Origin of the sequence: uncultured Bifidobacterium sp., from assembly GCF_949292005.1 — a bacterium.
GTDB lineage: Bacteria > Actinomycetota > Actinomycetes > Actinomycetales > Bifidobacteriaceae > Bifidobacterium.
In genome coordinates, this window is record NZ_CASEXV010000076.1 from 53366 (window position 1) to 69914 (window position 16549).

Below are 16549 nucleotides of genomic sequence, written 5' to 3' on the forward strand. Positions count from 1 at the left end.
GGTCGGGCACAATGTCCCCCATGCTGGAAGACGACATGGAGAAACCCCCGAAATCGTATGTCCCATACGGAAAACTGCGGTATCATCGGTTGGTGAACGTGGCCTGAGAACTTAGAGAAGGCCCCTGACCAAGAAGGATGCTTTCATGGCATACAACAAGTCTGATCTCGTCTCCAAGATCGCGCAGAAGTCGAACCTCACCAAGGCCCAGGCCGAGGCCGCGGTCAACGCCTTCCAGGATGTTTTCGTCGAAGCGATGCAGTCTGGAGAGGGACTTAAGCTCACAGGCCTTTTCTCGGCCGAGCGCGTCAAGCGTGCCGCCCGCACGGGACGCAACCCCCGCACTGGCGAGACCATCGAGATTCCCGCATCCTATGGTGTCCGCATCTCCGCCGGCTCGCTGCTGAAGAAGGCCGTGACCAAGTAGCACCGCCGGGGGTGGATTCCAAAGGAGCGTTCCGCGGAATCCACCCACACCAGGTTCGCAAGAACCGTCCGCTGTTGAACCATAGTCGTTTCAGCAACGGACGGTTTTTCGTATGGATGCGCATTTTTCGCATCGAGCCCGCAAGCGTGGTGAGCCCGTGTCGTCCCCTCTGCTTATCCGCTCACCGTGCTGTTCAGCGTCTCTCCGGTGACGTGTCTTCCGTCAATGCATCAAGCATGTCCAGAACCCGCAGATAGCCCTCCGATGGCGCCGAGTCGAATGGATCGATAAGCATGGCTTCATGCCTGTCGTCACCGGTGATCGCCACGCGTGTCCAGTCACAGCTCCACTGATGCGCCGATCGCAAAGCGGACCTCATGAACCGTCCGCGCAACGCCGCTCTTGTATCCGACGGGGGATTCTCGATTGCAGAATCGACCACGTCCGCGCCGACTTCCACCCTCATGAGGCCACGGGCCAAAAGCGCAGGGTATGATGCGCCGTTGACGATATCGTGATAGTCGAGATCCAGCTCGGCAAAACGCCGTGAATCCGTGACTCCCCGAGCCCTCCATCTCGCAATCAGACGCTTCTTGGCAGCCCAGTCCACACGATTGGACAGAGCGCGGACGTCCCCCGCAGCGGCCGCATCCACAAGCTCCGTCCACTCCTCCACTATGGACCTTGCGCTTGATGTCGTCAGACCGGCATCGACCTTCTCCCCCTTGGAATCCAGGAAACGCGTGACTATCGCAATATAACGCCTCTGGACATCCACGGCCGTCGCTGTGTTCGACCGAGTCCCGACGCCGTCACGTATCTTGGAAAGCCCACGCCCATCACGCAATTCGACAACGGTCGAGGGGCCACCCGCGCTGACTCGGCGATTGGCCTTCCCCGGACTCTCAAGTCCACAGTCCTCAAAGCCCGACGCCACGCCATGACGGGCAGCGTCCTCCATCACGCACAGAACCAGATGCGTGGTCGCAAGCTTCATCCGGGTGGCATACTGCGAACGGTTCGAATCCCCTATGATGACGTGCAGACGTCGGAACTCCTCGGGATCGGCATGCGGCTCATCGCGGGTGTTCACCATGGGTCTGGCCCGTGTCGTTGCTGAGGAGACCGCCTCGTCAAGGAATCCCGCGCGCTGGGACAACTCAAACCCGTCCGCTGTCACGCGCCCCGCGCCCGAGAAGATCTGCCGCGTGACCAGGAACGGCACCAATTCCCTCTCCACCATATCCAACGGAACGAAACGCCGAAGAAGATAGTTCTCGTGGCATCCGAAGGAATGACCGGCCGAATCCACATTGTTCTTGAAAAGATGGACCTTCACCGCACGTCCGGACTGCGCCGCCATGCGCCGCTGGGCATCCACGGCAAGGCGTGACATGACCTCCTCGCCGGCACGATCCTGAACCAGCGCATCATACGGATCACGGCATTCGGCCGTCGCGTATTCGGGGTGGGAGCCCACATCCAGATACAACCTGGCTCCGTTCGTCAGATAGGTGTTGGTCGATCTGCACCTCGACACGATCGGGCGGTACATCGCCAATGCGACCGCACTGGGATCATCATGATGGGAATCACCGGTAACGCTGATCCCATACTCGGTTTCGATCCCGAATATCCGCGAGAATCCTTCAAACTCAGGACTTCTATCCGCATTCCCGACCCGACGGCTCCCGCTATCGTGCAGTTGTGGCATCACTGCCCGCCCTGCTGGACGAAACCGGATACGTATTCCTCGGCGTTTGACTCCAAAGCGGAGGAGATGTCGTCCAGCACGGAATCCAGATCGACATCCTCCACATCGGCGGCGTCGCCCGTCCGCCCCATGACGTCCTGGGTCTCCTCATCCTCGGCCTGACGCCGATCATGATCCTGATTGTGTGGTCTCTCCTGCGATCTCGTTCCCGGCATATCACGCACCTCCCTTTTCTCTTCCTGTCCACACCCCGCACATATCCATCATGCCGCGCACCCATCAATCCACGATGGTCTTTCACCAGACGAGCAACCGCGCGACGACGCCGCTATTGCAGATAGGGACTCAGCTCCTCGATGATCAGACCATTGGATGCGACGATGTCGTTTTCGATCCCCCATTGAATCTCGTCATCATTCCACTGACGCACCTTCCCCTGGGACTCCCACACCACGACCGTTCCCGCCGACACCGCGGGGACGTCCCACCTGTGCAGATTCGGCTCGAAATACGCGTCATACGTTCCATCGGCCACACGGCACAGATCGAGCGAGACCGGCCCCACCCTTTTGATGTCCGCCGGCTTCCCTGCGATGGCCGCCACCACGTCCAAAGCACGAAGAGACTCCTTGGGAAAAATCGACATACCATAGCTGACGACCGAGCCCTTCAGGGAGGACGCCATGGATGGCATGACCTTGTCCCTCTTCTCGCCCAGAGGAGTGGTCCGTATGCGGACCGCCCCCTGCTGACGGGCCGCGACGTAGGTCAGTCCCAGAGCCGGAGCGTGCACGATTCCGATGATCGGCTGCGCGGACAGGTTCTCGTTGTATTCGAACAAGGAGACCGTCACCGTCCATTCAGCCATATTGCGGATGAAGTTGACCCCTCCATCGACCCCGCCCACACACCAGTACCTTTGCCACGGCGAGCACTGCGGCGGCCGGTCACGCCAGAATCCGTTGTAGAAGGCCTTCTCGGAAATCCTTCCCTCGATGTACCTCATCAACCTCCGGTCCACATCCGGAGTGAACTGCGCATCATCGACAGTGAGGGGGGCGACGGCGAGGTCGTGGGGCGTCATCTGATATTGAAGCGCGTGGCGCCCGGCCTCCTGAACGACGTTGGCCATGTCCATGGCGAGTTCGCGTAAATCCATTGTCTATCTCCGTGTCCGCTTTCCATGTCCCACCGGCAACACCCTCATGGGACATCGCACAATCCTCGGCATGGAACGCCGTGGACGTCCACACCCCACCGATTCTACCGTCCGGACACCAGTTCGCGAATCACGCTGTCCGTTCCCCGCACCCGTGCGTCCGCATCGAGAAGACGCATCCGTGACCGGCACCACTCCTCGCTCGGATCCGACATGTCCAAACTCGCCAGACCACCATCGTCGAGCCTTAGCGTGACGGATGACCAGCTCACGGCCACCACACGATCGGGGAACAATGACAGCAGCCGTGCCCTCACACATGCCCGGGTGTCCTCCGGAGCATGATGGCCGGCTGCGAGAACGGCCCGGCCCTCATCAGGGACGATGTTCTCCACAGCCCCCCGAAGGCGGGAAAACACCGACGACTTCGGATCGATGTCCGACCATGACAACGCAAGCGCCTGCACGCGCGGATCCGTCCATAACAGACCCCCCCGCTGCCTCCACCGCTGCAGAAGCTGCCACTTCAGGAGCCATTCGACACGGGAGGCCTCGTCGGCCATCCGCATCCGAGCGTCATCGTCGCTATGACGGATCGCAGCCACATCCCTTAACGCTCGGCTCCACAGATCCACGATTCTGGAGGTGGACTCGTCGGGCCACAGGGGGCGGCCAGTGGAATCGACGCCATGGACGTCGGCGGCGATCCGGTAAACCGTGGACAGCAGCCTGGTCTGCATCTGCCATGCTGTCATCATCCCGCAACCCTGCGTCTGTATGGGTGCGGAGAGCGTGAGATCGCGGGAGACGGTATGGAGCGCCGCAACGGGATCGACAGGAAGAAGCCCCTGCGCAAGCGATTCCACATCGACGCCATGGGAGGATCCGTTCTCCACCATCCATAGGACCAGGCTCGTCGTTCCCAGCTTAAGCGCCTGGGGAACATCCATGCGGTTGGCGTCTCCCACGATTACATGCAGCCGCCGCCAGTCGTCGGTCGAATGGGATTCATCCCTTGTGTTGATGATCGGACGGTCGAAGGTGGTCTGGAGGCCGATTCGCGTGTGTATGTAGTCCGAACGCTGGCTCAGCTGATACCCAGCACCCTCGGATCTCTCCCCCAGTCCGGCCCGTCCCGATCCCACGAATATCTGTCGGGACACCAGATGGACTGTCATCAGGGGAACGACGTGGTCAAAAGGCACGGAACGCGGCATAAGATAGTTCTCGTGGGTTCCCCAGCTCGCCCCCTTGCCATCGATGTTGTTGCGATGCAGACGCATGGGCCGTCCAACTGTCCGCCCAGCCTCGGCCGCCGCATCATGCATAATCGCGTCCCCGGCATGATCGAACACGACTGCCTCAAAGGGGTCGCGCGTCTCCGGAGCGGAATACTCGGGATGGGCGTGGTCCACATACACCCTTCCACCATTGGGGACCACGGTATTGACCATCACCGACCGGGGTTCGTCGGTGAGCATATCCGCCCTGGCCATCGAACGCGGAAGACGATGTCCGCGGGCGTCGTTGACCGGATCCTCCGCGCGGTAATCCCACCGAATATGCGAGGTGGCGGGATCGCTTGCGCCCCTGACCACCGAGAACGACCATCCCACCGGATCGAACCGCGGCGCCCCCACGCACGACACCGCATATTCGGTCTCCGTGCCCATCATGCGGCGCACCGTCATAACGCGGCCTCCCCCGGCCTTCTGATCGCGCTCACCCGGCCATCCCCGATTCCATTGACACGGGCCCACTGCACGGGATCGGCGTCAAGAACCTCGTCACGAGTCTGGTCGAACTCCTCCTGCACGGCCGCGGCGAGCATGGACACCCCTATGGCCACATCGGATCCGGAAACTATGGAGGATTTGACGGCGTCGGTTTTGGCCCGGTCAACGATGTTGCGCAGCATGGCGCCCGATGTGAGATCGGAGAACCACACCGGATTCCATCGGCCCTGGTCGTCACGGATGTCGCACACATGCCGGTTTTCGTCGACGCGGTAGATGTCGGAGGCGAGAAGCCCCACAAGCTCCTCCGGGCGGACGCCGTCGTCGAAGGGGAGGTCGTTCGTCAGATAATGTCCCAGAATCGCCTGGGCCTCGGAACGACGTGGACGGTCCACGCGTATTTTGACGTCAAGCCTTCCGGGACGCAGCACCGCGGGGTCGATCATGTCGACCCTGTTGGACGCGCCGATGACGATGACGTTGTCCAAGGAGTCGACGCCGTCCATCTCCGACAGGAACTGGGGCACGATCGTCGTCTCCACGTCGCTGGACACGCCCGTTCCCCTCGTGCGAAGCAACGAATCCATCTCGTCGATGAAGACTATGACCGGCCGTCCGGCGGCGGCACGCTCGCGCGCCCTGCGGAAGATCACACGAATCAGGCGCTCCGACTCTCCCACGTACTTGTTGAGAAGTTCGGGCCCCTTGACGGACAGGAACACCCCACGCGCTCCGGACATGCCCGCAAGCGAGTTGGCTACCGCCTTGGCTATCAGGGTCTTCCCGTTCCCCGGAGGACCGTAGAGGAGCACCCCTTTGGGCGGGCGAAGATTGTACCGTTCGAACAGTCCGCGGTGCAGATACGGAAGCTCCACCGCGTCGCGGATACGCCCGATCTGCGAGTCCAGACCCCCGATGTCGTCGAAGGACACGTCAGGGGTCTCCTCCAGCACCAGATCGGCGTCGTCATGGCCGTTGACGACCTCCACGGCAAAACGCCCGGTGGGATCGACGACGACCGAATCATCAGCGGTCAAAGGGGAATCCGACAACGACGAGGCGCGATCGAGCACGGAGGAGCCACCCGACCCGTCGGTGACGATAAGGCGTCCATCGTCAAGAGTGCGCTGGACACGGCGCACCTGCCCCAACCGGTCCACGTTCCTGACTGCCACCAGCACCATCGAGTCGTTCAACGCCACGGCATCGCCGCGAGAGAGCGTCGACAGCTCGACGCCCGCCGAGACCGCGACGATCAACCGACGCGAACCGACCATGACCTCGGCCGTGGCATGCCGCACTCCCTGTGAATCGAAACGCACCGAGTCGACCGACATCATGGTTCCGATGGTCATGGGAGGCTCATTGACCTGGTCGAGCCGGGCCTTCGCCTTCTCAAGCTCCTTCCCCGCGCGTTGAAGCGCAGAAGCCAGAGCATGATTGCGCGACCTCAGGGAGTCGTTCTCCTCGGCCAGACCGTCGACCGTCCGGAGTGCGGCGTCCCCCGTCCCCGTGACGCCACCGTCATCGCCATGCATGTTCATTGCGTCAGATCCCATCCTCATCCCTTCCCGTCCCACGGCGGTTCCTGATCATGCGCCGCACGAGGAATCCAACGGCGACGACCAGCGCAACCGCGAAAAGAACGATGACGACGTCCTCGAACACCCCCAGAGCACCAAGGATCGAACACCATTGGTCCCCCAGCATGTACCCGGCCCCGACAAGCACCGTGTTCCACACCGCCGACCCCAGAAGCGTCCATACGGAGAAACGGATAAAGGACATGCCCGCAAGCCCCGCAGGAATCGATATGAGGGATCGCACCACTGGTATCACCCTTCCGATCAGAACCGACCATGTCCCGTATCGCGAGAACCACATCGTCGCCTTCTCGACGTCATCCCGTCCAACTCCGGGAAGAGCGTCGGCCGCGCGGTGAATGCGATGAAGCCCCACCGCTCGGGAGATTCCGTACAGAACCCACGCTCCCACAAGAGACCCGACCGTGGCCCATACGATTGCCTGGACAAGGCCCATGCTGCCCTGGGCTGCCGTGAAGCCCGCCAGGGGAAGAACCACCTCGCTGGGAATGGGCGGGAACACGGATTCAAGCACGATGGCAAGAGCGACGCCCACTCCTCCGATCGTCCCCATCAACGACACCAACCAGCTGGTGATCGATCCGATGACTCCCTCATCGGTACCACATAGGGGAACCGTCGACACTGCGAGAACAAGATGCATACCGCCATTGTCCCCACGCTTTCCGACAATCGTCAACATGTCCTTCCACGATTTCCACGCCCAGCACAACATGGCCGGCACACCATCCACCCCAGAGCCCCCTCTTCTCTCAGACCCCGGATTGCTGGTCATGGATGTCGACTCGACCCTCATCGACGAGGAGGTGATAGACGAGTTGGGCGACGCCGTCGGAATGGGTGCCAAAATCGCGGACATGACGCGTCTGGCCATGGAGGGCGGAATGGACTTCCGCCAGGCGCTTCGGGCGCGTGTGTCCCTTCTCAGGGGACTTCCCACGGTCATGCTCGATGACGTCTACCATCGGCTCCACTTCACGACAGGCGCCTTGGACCTTATCGCAACCCTGCACTCCCACGGATGGAAGGTCGGGGTGGTGTCGGGAGGTTTCCACGAGATCGTGGACAGGCTGGCGCATGACGCCGGAGTCGACCACTGGTTGGCGAATGGTCTGGAGGTCCGGGATGGGATGTTGACCGGAGAGATTCGCGGAGACATCGTCACACGCGACACGAAGCTCTCCGCGTTGAGAACCTGGGCCAGGCAGGATGGGATTCCCATGTCTCAGACCGTCGCCGTCGGCGACGGGGCCAATGACATCCCCATGATTCAGGCGGCATGTCTGGGCATAGCCTTCTGCGCAAAGGAGGCGGTGCAGGAGGCCGCGCCACAGCGCATCACCACACGCGATCTGCGGCTGGTGCTCGACTACCTGCGCTGAATCCGCGCCATCAGTTGCAGCGCGGATCCGGATCGAGACGCGCGCCACGGGCCCAATCGGCCGCAGGCATCTCACGCCGTCCCTCGGGTTTCACCATGAGGATCTCTATGGGCCTGGTCAATGTTCCGATCCACACGCTGCGCCGTCCTATCATCACACGACCGGGAGCAAGCGAGTCCGGAACGTCCGGATTCTCGGAGGGCGCCGGCACGGCTTTGGTCACATGAAGCTTCTGCGAGCGGTCCTCCCCGTCATGTGTGGCGTGAAGAACGCACCAAGCCCCGGGCTCGGGAGTGCATGCCCTAATCTGTCGGTCGACCGCGAAAACGGGAACATCAAAACGGATACGGGCGTCCTCCGTGCGGATCTTCTCTGCGCGGTCATACGATCCGGCTGGCTGATCCACCGCCGTGATTCCATGTTCGTCCATGGCCCGCAGCGTGGCGTGCAGAAGGCTGGCACCATCCTGGGAGAGCCTGTCCAACAGGTCTCCGGCCGTCTCATGGGCACCGATGGACACCGTGGACTGGGAGAGGATCGGACCGGAATCCAATCCGGGGGTTATACGGAAAACCGTCGCGCCCGTCACGGTGTCCCCCGACCAGATTGCCCGCTGCACGGGAGCCGCGCCCCTCCACTGCGGAAGAAGCGAGAAGTGAAGGTTGTACCATCCCTGCGGCAACGCCTCAAGAACATCGGAGCGCAGAATCCGCCCATAGGCGACCACCGCCGCCGCCTGAGCCCCCGTGGCCGCAAGCTCGGACAGAAAGGCCGGTTCGGTGGGATCGCATTCCAGAACAGGAATCCCCAACTCCTGAGAGGCGACTTTGACCGGACTGGGAGTCAGACGGCGTCCCCGGCCGCTTGGGGCATCCGGGCGTGTGAGCACCGCCACCACATCGAAGTTCTCGGTATCCTGGGCCAAAACCCTCAAGGCTGGAACCGCGACATCTGGAGTCCCGGCAAAAAGAAGCTTGAGCATGATGAACGACCTTTCCTTTCACCGGCCATACGGAGCAATCACGAACGGCATCACGACGCGATCGTGACCGCCCGGCGACACGTCACATGATTCTAGACGACGATGCGCCCAATCTACAGGAAGTCCTTGGGATCCACCGCGAATCTCAGCTCGCCGGGCTCCCGTCTGGCCATATGCCATGCGCTCTGCTCACGCAGTCGTCGTGCCAGTTCGGAGCGCAGACGATGGGGCACCCTGACCACGGCTTTGACCCGGTCGCGGGTCTCCTCGAGCTCGCGCGCATCCAAGGTTCTGGGGGGTGGCATGGGAACCGGCCCCAAAACCGAGGGCACGGTGGATCCATCCGCCAGACGCAGCTCCCCGATATCGCCTCCCCAGGCCCCCATTCGTCTCAGCACACCCATGACGGCAGGCCGGGCACCCCACACCGACGCCGCGCACACTGACGGCGGAAGCCCCGTCTGAGCGCGCTCGTCCATCTCATGAGCGGCCAACAGGGAACCGTCCCACGATTCCAATGCCCTGACCAGCAGCGGATCGGTCTCGCCGATCAGCATGGCCCGGCCGCCCCCAGCCGCACCGGCCGCGTAGGACAGCACGCGCATCCAATTCATGAGGACGTCATAACGCGCGTCGATTCCCTGGGCGTACAGGCTCGTCCACGCATCAAGAATCGCGACCGCTCCATATGCACCCTCCCCGCCCGTCGCGGAACGGATGCGAGGCTCGTATCCAGGGACGGCCACGACGACACGGGGGGCGTCGTCAATCAACGGAAGCAATCCATCCGGAGATGACGGCGAGGACACCGCGATGGGAACGTCAGGAAAGAGGGCCGAGATCTGACGAACCGTTCCCGCCGCGCCGACACGCACGGGAGCCATCCGACGTCCACCGCAATGGCGGCACGCCCATCCCGTCGACGCCGAAGCGCCGCACCACAGACACCGAGGCGCGCCACCCGCCGTTTCGGCCAGCGGCCCCATGCACCGGTTGCACAAGGCCCTCCTGTGGCACGACACGCACCCCAACACCGGAACCGCCATATCCTGTGGAATGGACAGCAGCACGGGGCCCTGATGCGCCGATTTCTCAAGCACACGCGCCGCGGTGCGCGGTATCCTCGCTCCGACCGTCGGATCCCCCCAGGCGGTGAGGTTCTCCCGATTCAGCCACCGAAAAGCCGGCTCGAAACGCGCGATCGCCCGGCGTGTGGGGCGTATCTCGGATGAGGGGCCCTCCACCGGGCAAGTCGCCCCTACGCCGGATGCGTTCCCGCACTCCCACTCACCGGCCACGCTTCTCGTGCGAGACACCGACACGAACACGCCATCGTGGCTGTGAGCCCTCAACCGCATAACGCCCCGGGCCTGCGCGTAGGGCATCATGCCGTCCGCCTGCTGATAGGCGCAATCATCCATGACGACGAAAAGCGCCCGTCCCGACACCGGCGCGTACATCGCGGCACGGGGGCCAAGAACGCATCGCGCACGACCATCGGCGGCCAGCCTGAAGGCCTGATACCGATGCGCGGGAGGCATGGAGCCGGCCATGACGACGATGTCCGATCCATCATCGTCCAAACACGGCGCAGAACCCGCACCGAAAACCGTCAATCCCCATCCCCGCAAAATCCACGCCACACGGTCGACGCTCCGCATGGTGGGGAGCACGACGACAGCCGGAACACCCCGGACGATCGCCTCCCCCACAATCCATGCGACCGCCGTCTCACACTGGTCCACCCCAGGCGCCGAATCCATGACGAAAGCCGCGAAACGCCTCGAATCCAACGAGGTCGGGATCTCTTCGGCTCTGTCGTACAGACCCGCCATCTCAAGCCTCTGCGCCTGGACCTGCCGTCGAATCGTGTCATCGACCTCCGTAGGCCGCGCGCGCCCCCGGTCGGCGGAATCCCCCCATCGGGAATCTACGGCAGCGGAGCGGGGAGGAACGGCAAGCCTGAGGATGTTGGACCGCGTTCCGCCATACGCATCGGCGATGGCCTCAATGTCGGACCTGAAATCCGCGGGAAGAAGGCGCGGCGCGAGAACCCGTGTGATGGGTTTGAGCTCAGACAGCGGAAGGTGGCTTTCGCGCGACCGGCTCCATATAACGCCGTTGACGCGCTGCGTTCCGAAACGGACGCGGACAAGGCTTCCTGGAACGGCCGACTCGCTGAACCGCTCGGGTATCAGATAGTCGAAATCCACGCCAAGATGGACCGCCTGGACGTCGAGAACCACATGCGCGACAGGATCCACACCAGCAGGTCTCAAGGATTGTCCGGATCGCTTCCGGCGGCGCGGCGCCAAGCCGGCCAGCGCGGGCTGGTCCGCGACCGGTCTGTCATCGGCGGACGGCTCCGCGCCTCCGGAAGCAGGAGAATCGGATCTCAGCGGGCTTCCCACCATGGTCTCAATGGATACGAATCCGTTCCATCATCCCCGGGTCTCACGCAGAGATACTGATGGATCTGTATGTTGTTGAGCTCGAAGTTCAGCGCGCATCCCGCCATGTACAGACCCCACAGACGCGCCTTGGGCTCCCCGACCATCCGCACGGCCTCGTCCCAATGCTTCTGGAGGTTGGCGTTCCAATGATGCAGCGTCAGCGCGTAATGCTGGCGCAGATTCTCCTCATGGACGACCTCGAATCCTGTGTCGTGGATCTTCGTCTCGATCTCTCCGGGGGATGCCAGCTGTCCATCGGGAAAGATGTACCGGTCGATGAACGGACCAGCAGACTTGCCGACATACGAGTTTGTTCTGGTGATCTGGTGGTTGAGCAGCATGCCGCCGGGCTTGAGCTTGTCGAAGATCTCCCGGAAGTACATCGGATAATGCTTGATTCCGACATGCTCCATCATCCCCAGCGAGCACACGGCGTCGAAGCCGGATTCTGGAACATCCCGGTAGTCCATGAGCCGGATCTCCGCAAGCTCCTCAAGCCCCTCGCGACGAATCCATTCCTGTCCCCACGTCACCTGCTCCTGCGAAAGTGTGACTCCAAGAACGTGGATCCCCCTCTTGGCCGCGAGGATCTCCATGGACCCCCAGCCGCAGCCGATGTCGAGAAGGCGATCGCCAGGCTTGAGTCCCAGCTTGTCGAGGACGAGGTTGAGCTTGGCCCACTGCGCGTCCTCGAGGGACGTTTCAGGAGAGTCGAACAGCGCGCATGTGTAGGTCATGGAGGGGCCAAGGAACAGCGCGTAGAACTCATTGGACTGGTCGTAGTGATAGCTCACCGTCGCCGCGTCACCGGCCTTGCTGTGAGGAACAAGGCCCTCGCTGAGACGCTTCAGCCGTCCTGGTCCTTCAATCGCCGGAGGCTGGGGAACACGCACACCATGCGACGCGATGGCGGCCAGCGCTCGGGCGATGTGCAACGGATTCGGCCGGCGGACATAAGGTTTGACGGCGGTGAGGTTTTTGAACACCTCATAGGGGTCGCCCGGCACCAGTTGCGGGGAATCGATGTCGCCCTGAAGATAGGCCCTGGCCAGCCCCAACTCACCCGGATGCTGAGCCATGTAGTACACGGCCCGTGAATTGCGGACCTGAATGCACACAGGGGCGTCGGCCGACCCCAGACTCGATCCGTCGAAGGCCTCGATCCGAATCGGCGCCCCCGGTCTGAGGAACAGACCCGCCATATCCGCCACTGACATCGCCGTCATATGACCTCCTTGATCATCATCGACGCCGGCATGGCTTATGCCGTCATCTGCACCCTATCGCTCCAAGGCGTCACGGAGGGATTGGACCTTATCGGTTCGCTCCCAGGTGAAATCCTCGTCGTCGCGTCCAAAATGCCCGTATGCGGCCGTCTTTCCATAAATCGGACGCAACAGATCAAGCTCATCGATAATCGCCGCCGGCCGCAGATCGAACACCTCGCGCACGGCCCTCTGAATATCGTCGCGGGTCAATCCCTCACGCTCCGTGCCAAAGGTCTCGACGTTCACGCTCACGGGATCCGCCACACCAATCGCGTAAGCCACCTGAACCTCCACGCGGCGGGCCAGACCCGCGGCCACGATGTTCTTGGCGACCCACCGCGCGGCATACGCCGCCGACCGGTCCACCTTGCTGGGATCCTTGCCGGAGAACGCACCGCCTCCATGATGGGCGGCGCCCCCATAGGTGTCGACGATGATCTTGCGCCCCGTGAGTCCGGCGTCGGCGGCGGGCCCTCCCAAAACGAACGATCCGGTCGGGTTGACCAGAACGCGGAAGTCGTCGTGCCGTATGGAATCCCCGCAGACCTCATCGAGAACAGGATTGATGACCTCAGCGGTAAGTCTGTCAAGAAGCCAATCATGCGTGACCTCGGGGTCATGCTGCGTGGAAACGAGAACCGTGTCGATTCGAACCGGCACGCCGGAATCATCGTATTCCACAGTGACCTGCGTTTTGCCATCCGGACGAAGATGGGGCACGACCCCGCGCTTCCTGACATCGGCAAGACGCCAGGCGAGCCTGTGCGCCAGATGTATGGGGAGAGGCATCAACGCCGCGGTCTCATCGGTGGCGTATCCAAACATCACCCCTTGGTCTCCGGCCCCCTGAGCCTCGTACCGCTCCTCGCGCGAGGCCGTCGACTCCTGCTTGGCGTTCAGCCGTGACACCCCTTGGTTGATCTCTGCGCTCTGGGCCGTCAATGCGACCAGAACACCGCAGGAATCCGCATCGAGTCCGATGGAGGAGCTGGTGTATCCGATGTTGCGGACCACCGAACGCACGATGGACTGCACGTCGCTGTAACCCTCGCTCGTCACCTCGCCGAAGATGAAGAACTGTCCCGTCGTCGCAGACGTTTCGACCGCCACGTGCGAATGCGGGTCCTGCCGGAGAAGATCATCCAGAATCGCATCGGAAATCTGGTCGCACACCTTGTCCGGGTGCCCCTCCGTGACCGATTCCGCGGAAATCAAACGTCGCTCCATACAACCTCACCTCACCTTGACCTGAACGCGCCACCGACGCGGATCGACGCGCGACTCCGCGGCGATGGCGCTCCCGATCGCGCGTGGATCTTTAGACCTTATATGCATGTCTCTGCAGGACGGCCGGCGTGGGACCGGCGAACACCGCCCCACACCTGACACACATAGAATCAGTTGCCCTCGGTCGGATCGTCCTCGCCGAGCGTCTCCTCAAGCAGTCCCTCGTCAATCTCGCGGAAGGCGATGGACAACGGCTTCTCCTGGTTCTGGTATTCCACCAGAGGACCCACGTTCTGCAGCAGACCCTCATTGAGCTGCGTGAAATAGTCGTTGATCTGACGCGCGCGCTTGGCCGCGAAAATCGCCAAAGCGTACTGGGAGTCAGCGTGCTTCATAAGGTTGTCGATGGACGGGCTCGCAAGCCCGGTGGGTGTTGGTTCGGTGCCGAATGCCATGTAGCTCTCCAAATCTTCCTAGGCGCATGGACGCGTTGCCATGAACGCCGTCAATCCTCTCACTTTAGTGCACTACGGGGATTTTATCCATATGAGTGCGATTCCCCGCCGTCTGGCATCGTGGATTCCACTATTCGGCCACCATGCGGGCGCGGTCGCGCTCAGGCACTTAACTGGGGGGCATGGCTGAAATGCGATCTGCAAAACTGATGAACGGACGGGTGTTCGCCGGAGCACGCGCCCTGTATCGTGCGGCCGGCGTGGATGGAAAGGACTTCGGCAAGCCCATTGTGGCGATCGCGAACTCCTTCGACGAGTTCGTCCCTGGCCACGTCCACCTGAACAAGGTAGGGCGTCTGGTGTCCGAGGCCGTGAAGAAGGCCGGCGGAATCCCACGCGAGTTCAACACCATCGCCGTGGACGACGGCATCGCCATGGGACACACCGGCATGCTGTACTCCCTCCCGAGCAGGGACATCATCGCCGATTCGGTCGAATACTCGGTGAACGCGCACTGCGCCGACGCGCTGATCTGCATCTCGAACTGCGACAAGATCACACCCGGCATGCTCATGGCGGCGCTGAGGTTGAACATTCCCACGATTTTCGTGTCCGGCGGCCCCATGGAAGCCGGATCGACCACGCTGTCCGACGGAACTGTGAAGAAAAGCACCGATCTGATCGACGTGATGTACGCCACCGCCGACGACAACGTCTCCGACGAGGATCTCCTCGCCTATGAGAAGACGGTCTGCCCCACCTGCGGATCCTGTGCCGGAATGTTCACCGCAAACTCGATGAACTGCCTCACCGAGGCCTTGGGCCTCGCCCTCCCCGGCAACGGCACCACTCTGGCGTCCCACGCATACCGCAAGAAGCTGTTCGAGAAGGCCGGCGAGATGATCGTGACCCTCGCGAACCGCTACTACCAGGATGACGACGATTCCGTCCTCCCCCGCAACATCGCCACCAAGCACGCGTTCGACAACGCCATGACGATGGACGTCGCCATGGGAGGCTCCACGAACACCGTCCTGCACATCCTCGCCGCCGCCCAGAGCGCCGACGTGGACTTCACGCTCGACGACATCGAACGCATTTCGCACACCGTCCCCTGCATCTGCAAGGCATCGCCATCCGGTCAGTGGGAGATATCCGACGTCCATCGCGCTGGCGGCATACCGGGAATCCTCGGAGAACTCGATCGAGCGGGCAAGCTCCACAGGGACACGCATTCCATCGACTATCCCAGCCTTGAGGCGAAGCTTGACGATTGGGACATCATGCGCGACACATGCGGAGACGAGGTGCGGCAATTCTTCCGCGCCGCCCCCGGACACATCGTCTCGCCCGAACCCTGGACCCACGAGACCCTTTTCGATTCGTTGGACACGGACCGGGTCAACGGCGCCATCCATGACATCGATCATCCCGCCGTCGAGGAGGGCGGATTGGCCATCCTCCGCGGCAACCTGGCCCCCGACGGCTGCGTGGTGAAAACGGCCGGAGTGCCGAAGGAGATCTGGAAGTTCCATGGTCCCGCGCTGATCGTCGAATCTCAGGAAGAGGCCATCAAGGTCATCCTCGACAACACGCTCAAGCCGGGGCAGGCGCTGGTGATTCGTTATGAGGGGCCCAAGGGCGGACCGGGTATGCAGGAGATGCTCTACCCGACCTCGTTCGTCAAGGGCAAGGGAATCGGCCGCGATGTGGCCCTGATTACCGATGGGCGGTATTCGGGAGGATCCTCGGGACTCGCCATCGGCCATGTCGCTCCCGAAGCAGCCAACAAGGGCCCGATAGCGCTCATCCACAATGGAGATTTCATCGACATCGACATCCCCAATCGCACCATCAACGTGGAACTGACGGAGGATCAGATGGCACAGCGTCGGCGCGAGCTCGAGGAGGGCGACGGCTATGTCGCCCATCGCGACCGCCACGTGTCCCAGGCGCTGAAGGCCTATGCGGCCTTCGCTCGCTCGGCCGACAAAGGGGCCACTAGGGATCCCGAACTGATAGACAAGCTATCAGGACTACGGTGACGATAGGCGGTTTACGGCGGGGACACTTCTCTCTGCCTTCGCCTTTCACCGCTTCATAACACGCAGGACGGCCCTCTTCGCACTACTCTAAGGATGG

The 16549-nt window shown here is 62.3% G+C and carries 14 protein-coding genes; 3 read left to right on the forward strand and 11 right to left on the reverse strand.

Annotated elements, in window-relative coordinates; translation table 11 throughout:
• Positions 1–145 precede the first annotated feature (145 nt).
• The gene (locus tag Q1X90_RS05685) at positions 146–427 is read left to right on the forward strand and encodes an HU family DNA-binding protein (protein WP_022860490.1); all 282 of its coding nucleotides are present in this window, start codon (positions 146–148) and stop codon (positions 425–427) included.
• Positions 428–620: 193 nt separating this feature from the next.
• Here Q1X90_RS05685 and Q1X90_RS05690 read toward each other — a convergent pair whose 3' ends face one another.
• The 6 genes from Q1X90_RS05690 to Q1X90_RS05715 all read right to left on the reverse strand — a co-directional run bounded on the left by Q1X90_RS05690 (position 621) and on the right by Q1X90_RS05715 (position 7283).
• Positions 621–2141: a proteasome accessory factor PafA2 family protein gene (locus tag Q1X90_RS05690; protein WP_300767511.1), complete on the reverse strand. Its 1521-nt coding sequence runs from the start codon at positions 2139–2141 to the stop codon at positions 621–623.
• The gene (locus Q1X90_RS05695; RefSeq protein ID WP_300767513.1) at positions 2141–2356 is read right to left on the reverse strand and encodes a ubiquitin-like protein Pup; all 216 of its coding nucleotides are present in this window, start codon (positions 2354–2356) and stop codon (positions 2141–2143) included. The genes Q1X90_RS05690 and Q1X90_RS05695 overlap by 1 nt, the downstream gene beginning before the upstream one ends.
• Before the next feature lie 113 nt (positions 2357–2469).
• On the reverse strand, positions 2470–3300 hold the full coding sequence (locus Q1X90_RS05700) for an inositol monophosphatase family protein (protein WP_300767515.1): 831 nt from the start codon (positions 3298–3300) through the stop codon (positions 2470–2472).
• Positions 3301–3404: 104 nt separating this feature from the next.
• Positions 3405–4991: a depupylase/deamidase Dop gene (dop, locus tag Q1X90_RS05705; RefSeq protein WP_300767517.1), complete on the reverse strand. Its 1587-nt coding sequence runs from the start codon at positions 4989–4991 to the stop codon at positions 3405–3407.
• Positions 4988–6580 (reverse strand): proteasome ATPase, encoded by a 1593-nt coding sequence (arc, locus tag Q1X90_RS05710; protein ID WP_300767954.1) that lies wholly within the window; start codon positions 6578–6580, stop codon positions 4988–4990. Before arc ends, dop begins: the two co-directional genes overlap by 4 nt.
• 4 nt (positions 6581–6584) lie before the next feature.
• Positions 6585–7283, reverse strand: a complete 699-nt coding sequence (locus Q1X90_RS05715; RefSeq protein WP_300767956.1) for a DedA family protein — start codon at positions 7281–7283, stop codon at positions 6585–6587.
• A gap of 70 nt (positions 7284–7353) precedes the next feature.
• Here Q1X90_RS05715 and serB point away from each other — a divergent pair, with 70 nt between their 5' ends.
• The gene (gene serB / locus Q1X90_RS05720) at positions 7354–8022 is read left to right on the forward strand and encodes a phosphoserine phosphatase SerB (RefSeq protein WP_300767958.1); all 669 of its coding nucleotides are present in this window, start codon (positions 7354–7356) and stop codon (positions 8020–8022) included.
• A gap of 10 nt (positions 8023–8032) precedes the next feature.
• Here the strand turns inward: serB and fmt are convergent, their stop codons facing one another.
• The 5 genes from fmt to rpoZ all read right to left on the reverse strand — a co-directional run bounded on the left by fmt (position 8033) and on the right by rpoZ (position 14407).
• The gene (gene fmt, locus Q1X90_RS05725; RefSeq protein ID WP_300767520.1) at positions 8033–9004 is read right to left on the reverse strand and encodes a methionyl-tRNA formyltransferase; all 972 of its coding nucleotides are present in this window, start codon (positions 9002–9004) and stop codon (positions 8033–8035) included.
• Positions 9005–9117: 113 nt separating this feature from the next.
• Positions 9118–11418, reverse strand: a complete 2301-nt coding sequence (locus tag Q1X90_RS05730; protein ID WP_300767522.1) for a primosomal protein N' — start codon at positions 11416–11418, stop codon at positions 9118–9120.
• A complete protein-coding gene (locus tag Q1X90_RS05735; RefSeq protein WP_300767524.1) occupies positions 11400–12683 on the reverse strand; it encodes a class I SAM-dependent methyltransferase in 1284 nt (427 codons plus the stop codon). The genes Q1X90_RS05730 and Q1X90_RS05735 overlap by 19 nt, the downstream gene beginning before the upstream one ends.
• A 54-nt stretch (positions 12684–12737) precedes the next feature.
• Positions 12738–13952 (reverse strand): methionine adenosyltransferase, encoded by a 1215-nt coding sequence (gene metK, locus Q1X90_RS05740; RefSeq protein WP_300767526.1) that lies wholly within the window; start codon positions 13950–13952, stop codon positions 12738–12740.
• 170 nt (positions 13953–14122) lie between these two features.
• Complete coding sequence (rpoZ, locus tag Q1X90_RS05745; protein WP_300767529.1) at positions 14123–14407, reverse strand: DNA-directed RNA polymerase subunit omega; 285 nt, start codon at positions 14405–14407, stop codon at positions 14123–14125.
• Positions 14408–14589: 182 nt separating this feature from the next.
• Here rpoZ and ilvD point away from each other — a divergent pair, with 182 nt between their 5' ends.
• Entirely contained in the window at positions 14590–16452 is a 1863-nt protein-coding gene (ilvD, locus tag Q1X90_RS05750; protein WP_300767532.1) for a dihydroxy-acid dehydratase, read from the forward strand.
• Positions 16453–16549: the final 97 nt, after the last annotated feature.